Here is a 4962-nt window from a genome sequence, read left to right as displayed (position 1 = left end):
GCCGGAATACTGTTCCTTCGTACCGTAGTTCTCGTGCACCGGCACGGGCGGAGGCAAGTTGTTGGTAATCGCGCCCGAAACATTGAGCGTGACGTTGTTGCCCGCGACGATGTTGCCCGAGGTGTTGTTGAGGCTTTGGGCCGGTGTAGTCGAGGTCGCTGTCGTTCCCACTCCGCCAATGACAATGTCATGCCCAGCGAGCAAGTTGCCGTAGGTGTTGTTGATCTGCCCCGCCGCAATGACAAGATCGTTCCCGGCGAAAATCGTCGCGTTATTCTGGCTATAGCTGAACGTAGTGGTCGTTGGATTATTGCCTCGCGGCGAACCGCCATTACCGCAGTCGGAACTCGGCACGCCCGAAGCGCAGCCCACAGTCGAGGAATAACTTTGCTGGTTGCCGCCTTCGTTCGTCAGACTCGCAGCCGCAACAAGCACATTGTTGCCGGCGTAGAGCAACCCGGCGTTGACCAGGTTTCCACCGTAGAGAGTCAGGTTTGTTCCGGCCGCAATCAGGCCCGTTGGAGTAGACCAAGTCTGTGTCGATGTCGATTGCGCTGCGGAGATCGTTCCGGGCTGCGCCGACATTTGAGGCGTTGTTGACGCCGATCCGAGAAGGAACATCAGGGGCATGATGTTGTCGCTCGGGTCCAGCGAATTCGGTGCTACCAGATACCCCGAGCTAAGCCCAGAAGGCGTCACGGTCTGGGTCATCTGCATTGTGAGCACCTGATTGACGAACGCCGTCAGTTGCGTCGGGTCAACCCAATCCGTCGTTACCTGCGTCACCGTTGGAGCCACGGAACCGTTATTCAACGATTGAACGTTGAGCGTGACGTTTCCGCCGGCGGCGATCTGCCCGCCCTGATTAGACAGCGAATTTGCGGTCAGTGATACGGCTCCGCCAGCGGAAATCACGCCAGCGGTACCAAGCTGTTGCGACGTCGTTGTTCGATAGACTGTTGGCAACGCCAAGGTCACCGTATTCAGCTCACCGCCCTGCGGACCTGGCTCGGCGAACCACACATTCATGTACATCGGATTGTCACCGGCGCCGTGATCGCTTAGCACCTCGACATTGAATTGGTCGAATGTGACCGTTCCAGAGCCGGAAATAGGCGTCGCAGATGTCGGCACGCAGTTAATGCCGCAGAATCCGTAGTTATAGTCCGGGGACAAGCCTTGAACGGAGCCCCACAATCCAGTCGGAGAAAGCAAGTTGCCCAGCGTCGCAGTCGCTACGACCTCACCGGTGCCATAGCTACCGGTATCCCCGCCTTGAATCCATTCATACCCCCAGGTCTGCTTTCCAATCACAGAGGACCACAGCAGATCGGGATCGCTGATCGCGGTCGTGGTGGTCGTCGTCCCCGTCGGCGCTGTCTGATCGTTGACAACCGCAGCCGCATTAATCGAAATGTTGTTCCCAGCGAAGATCGAGCCGCCGGTATTCTGCAGTGTCCCAGCGAGGTTGAAGCCGATATTGCCCTGCGTCTGCGTCGTCCCCGCCTGATTGTCGTAGTTGCCACCGGTCACGTTGATAGTGTTCGCGGCCTCGACAGTCCCCCGATTCGTCACATTTCCATTGAGCGCCAACACGTCGCCCGCATGCATCACCGCATTGACGACGTTGTAAAGCGTTCCGTTGAACGTTACGTCGTTGCCGGTAACCTGCCCATAGTTCGTAAACGTACCGTTAGTCGAAATGGTCAACGGCGCAGTACCGCTCATCGTCCCGGTGTTGGTAATACCGTTGATCCCGTAGATCGAAACGCCCTGGCCACCGTAGTTCCACGTCCCCGCAACGTTGATACTGCCAGCCGTAATCGACAGTTGCCCACCTTGGCTGATCGTCCCCTGCGAAGGATCGAGCGCAGCATTGACCGCACCAAGCGTCAGGTTACGCTGCGCCAGCAGTTGTCCACTCGCGTTCGCGAACGCACTGCCTCCACCGTTGATCGTCAACGACAGGTCCCCCGTCGTCGGCGCATTAGTCGTATTCGGATCGCCCGCGAAGATCAACCCGTTCTGATTATTCAATGTCCCCGTGTTGATCGTAAGGCTGTTGAGCCCCATCAACGATCCGCCCACGTTCGAGAGTGCGCCCGCCACCGTGACGTTAGTCGTCTTACCGTTCACCAGCCCCGCATTGGTAAAGTTGGTCGCGGTAATGGACGTGGTCGACGTCGAAGCGAGCGACGCACCCGCCGCATTCGTGACGTTCGGGGCCGTCACCGTCAACGCCCCGCCCGCCAGCACGTTGCTAGCGTTATAAAGACCGCGCTGCGAGCTCAGCGTCGCGGCGCCTACTACATCGACAGCACTGCCCGCGAGCGTCAGCTGATTCGTCGCCTGCGCATTCAGCGCCCCACCGACAATCGCATTGCCCAGCGTCACGTTCGCGCCGCTGACCTCAAGGTTCTGCGACGAAACGAGCGTCGCCTGGCTGGCGTCAAGTGTGTTCTGTGCGGCGACAGTAATGTTCTTCGATCCGCTTTGCGTACCCGAGAGCGTCACATTGCCGCCCGTTAGCGCGAGCTCCCCGACAACGGTGCTCGAACCGCTCAACGTCAACGTCTGGCCCGCCGACATACTCACATCGCCGTTCGTCGACACGCCCGCGACATTCACGTTGCCGGCCGTGCCGTTGACCGTCACATTGCCCATCGACGAAATGCCGCCCGCCGCAGTGACATTGCGAGCCGCCTCGAGGTCTGCGCGACCGCCCGATTGCACGAGCCCGCTAAAGGCAACGCTGCCGCTCGTCGACTTGGCCGTCACATCGCCCACGGCGGTAGTCGCCCCGAACGACATGTCGCCGACGGAGGTAGCCGTGAATCGCCCCGCTCCCTCGATTGCACCAAGCGTAATACCGGCTCCGGACGTGATGCCGATATCGCCCGCAACCGTGAGCGAACCACCGCCATTGATCGAACCGCCCGATGTCAGCGTCGCCGTGCCCAGACCGAAAAGCCCATTGGTCAGCGTCATGGCGCCGCCGGAGCTCAACGTCGTATTGCCGTTGATCAGGCCACCGGCCAGCGCCAGCGAGCCACCCGCGCTCGCGGTGAGATTCCCGACCGTCGACAGCGAACCGTTCACGGCAAGATTGCCGCTCGTTGCCGTCAACGTCGTGTCGGCGTTAGCCGAAACCGTCGAGGCCGCCGTCAGGTTCCGCCCGGCAGATACGGACAACGCGCCGCCAGTCGTGACCGCGCCCGCAAAGCTCGCATCGCGCGTGGCGGCCACCGCCACTGTATTGCCAGCACTAAGCGCGCCGCGCACGGCCACATCGCCGATCCCATCGAATCCCAACGCTTGCATGGCCACCACACCCGCGGCGTTGACGGTGCCAAGCGACGCGCTGCCTCCCGCATCCACCCAAAGATTCGCATTGGTCGCAGCATTGCCCGTCGTAATACTGCCGTTCGTCGCGCTCAACGTGATATCGCTGCCCGAGCCGATATCGGCCGTGCTCACGTTACGGCCGGCACTCACGCTCGTGGCACCGATGCTATTGATCGCACCGACGACGCTGACGTCGCGCGCCGCTGCGAACGAGGTCGAACCATATGCGGTCGCGGCGCCGGTCAACGTCACGTCGCCTTGCCCGGCCAAGCCATAAGCCGTCACGTTCAGATCGCCCGTCAGCGCCTGCACTGCGCCCAACCCAGCGTTGTTGCCGGCAATCACATTGACCGTCGCGCCTTGCAGCGAACCCGTCAGTGCAATGTTGTTGTTCGCCACAACGGCCGCCGCCTGACCGAATGCAGCCGTTCCCGCGCCGGTGATGTCCTGGCCGGCCGACAGCGTGCCGGCCGCCTGCCCCGCCAGCGAGCCATCGAGCGTGATGTTGCGCGCAGCCTCGACATCGACGCTGCCCGTCGCATTCGTTTGGCCGCCCAAGCGGGTATCGAGGCCGGACGTGACGCTCAGTGCACCGGAGGTCGTCGTCGTACCGTTCAACGAAGCATTGCCGGTGTTCGCACCGATGCTCAAGTTGTCGGTCGAGTTCACCGAGCCGTCGATCGTGACGTTGCGTTGTGCGGTGAGCCCGAGGGTCGAGCCACTGCCCAGCGAACCTTGTACGAGCACATCGCGCGCGGCCGTCAGCGTGGCAGCGCCCCCGGCACTTGCCGTTCCTGTCACGGCAACATCGCCCCCGCCCGCGTTTGCGTTGGCCGTCACGGCCAGTGTCGTGGCCGATGTCACGTCATGCAGCGTCGCGTTGTTGCCCGCTGTCGCTTGAATCGAATTCGCTTGGAGCAAACCGGTCAGGCTAATGTCGCGCTGCGCGTTCAGCACCGCGGCCGAAGCGAACGACTGCGTGCCCGGGCCCAGAATGTCCTGTCCGGCGACAATCAGGCCATTCCCCCCGCCGACGAGCGTGCCGTTGAGCGTCGCATCGCGCCCCGCGCTCAACGTCATATCGCCGACCGATGTCGTGCTCGCGCCGAGCGACAAATCGAGTCCGGTGGTGACCGTAAGCGCACCGCCGCTGTTGATGCCGCCCGTCGCATTCAAGCTGCCGAGTTGCGCATTCAGCGTCATGTCGCTCACGGATTCGACAGCTCCGTTGACGGTGATGTCGTTCAGCGCGCCGATGCCGAGCGTCGATCCCGCGGCAAGCTTGCCGCCGTTTGCCACGGCGACATTGCCGAATGCCGTCGCCGTGATCGCCTGCGCCGCCGACACCAAACCATTGATGCTCAAATTGCCGACACCGGACGTACCGGCGCTCAACGTCAGACTCGACGCCGACTGCGCATTGTTGACGGCAAGATCGCCGCCCGCCGATACCTGGACGGCCTGCCCCTGAACGAGGCCGGTCTGAGCGACATTGCCGGCCGCACCGAGCACCGCGGCTTGCTGAAACGCGAGCGTGCCGTTGCCGATGATGTCGCGACCGGCCGTGACCGTGCCGTTGCCTTGGCCGTTCACGGTACCCGTGACATTGACGTCGCG

1 protein-coding gene is annotated in these 4962 nt (G+C 62.4%); it reads right to left on the bottom strand.

The features are described 5' to 3' along the window. A partial coding sequence (locus VGL01_RS18945) for a beta strand repeat-containing protein (RefSeq protein WP_414720297.1) occupies positions 1-4962 on the bottom strand: 4962 nt, incomplete at both ends.

Source organism: Trinickia sp. (genome assembly GCF_036503415.1).
Classification (GTDB): domain Bacteria; phylum Pseudomonadota; class Gammaproteobacteria; order Burkholderiales; family Burkholderiaceae; genus Trinickia.
Note: the sequence above shows the minus strand (reverse complement) of the source record. Positions and strands in the feature narration are given on the sequence as shown.